The organism is Massilia sp. DWR3-1-1, from assembly GCF_049898325.1.
Lineage (GTDB): Bacteria > Pseudomonadota > Gammaproteobacteria > Burkholderiales > Burkholderiaceae_D > JAFCUW01.
On the sequence record NZ_JAFCXL010000079.1, the window covers coordinates 1 to 800 of the forward strand.

Below are 800 nucleotides of genomic sequence, written 5' to 3' on the forward strand. Positions count from 1 at the left end.
GGGTCTGCTTCGCGCTCGGCTGAGTCTGTGCTCATGATGCAATCGCCTGCCTCTATGGAAGGGGCTAGCAAGCCAGGTAACTGCGGCCGCCGGGCTTGAGTCGACAGTGGTGTGTAAGCCACTGGAAGACCGAAAAAACCGGCAAAACCAAGAGTCTGAACGCCCGGCCATACCGCCTCCAGGGCGCGGCGCAGTGGCTCGCTGCGTACGTCGATGCAAAAGGCCGCTTGGACTTCAATCTCTTGCGGCACTAGGCCATTGCCGCTTGCCACGGCCAGCCGCTGCGCCAGGTCGCGTTGATAACCAAGCTCCAGAGCCAATTGCCACACTTCGTCGATCAAAAGGGCCTGCTCAGCCTGCTTGAGCAGTAAGGGGGCCTGGCTCCAGCCTTGCTGAAGTGCGACAAACGCCTGTCTGGTCGCCCCGTCATCCTTGCACTCCAACAGCAGTGCGCCCCAAGCTAAACGAATAGCCAACAGCTCACGAAGGTGTGAGTCGGCCTCGCCCCGCTCCAACCCCGCCTGCCAGGCCAGGTAGGCACACCATGAGGCCCAACCGTTGACCGTGAGAAGCACCGACTCAAGGTAGTCCGCCCACACTGCCTGCGGCAGACCCAGGCGCTGCATCACCCAGCGCTCTGCTTCAATTGCGGTTGCTGGCAAGGCACCGACGGCAGTGCCCAAACGCGGTAAGCCCATCAACAAGCCGATCCCATGGTCGTGTTGAAGGGTGTCTCGCCAAAAGCCGTACAAACCCTGGGTGCGCTCTGGCTGCCAGATGGCTTGATGCTCATCGAAGTA

At 61.2% G+C, this 800-nt stretch carries 1 protein-coding gene; it reads right to left on the reverse strand.

Annotated features, from left to right (window positions below; all coding sequences use genetic code 11):
* Positions 1–800: putative inorganic carbon transporter subunit DabA (locus ACP7EY_RS24000; RefSeq protein WP_426197763.1), on the reverse strand; the 800-nt coding region annotated here is incomplete at both ends.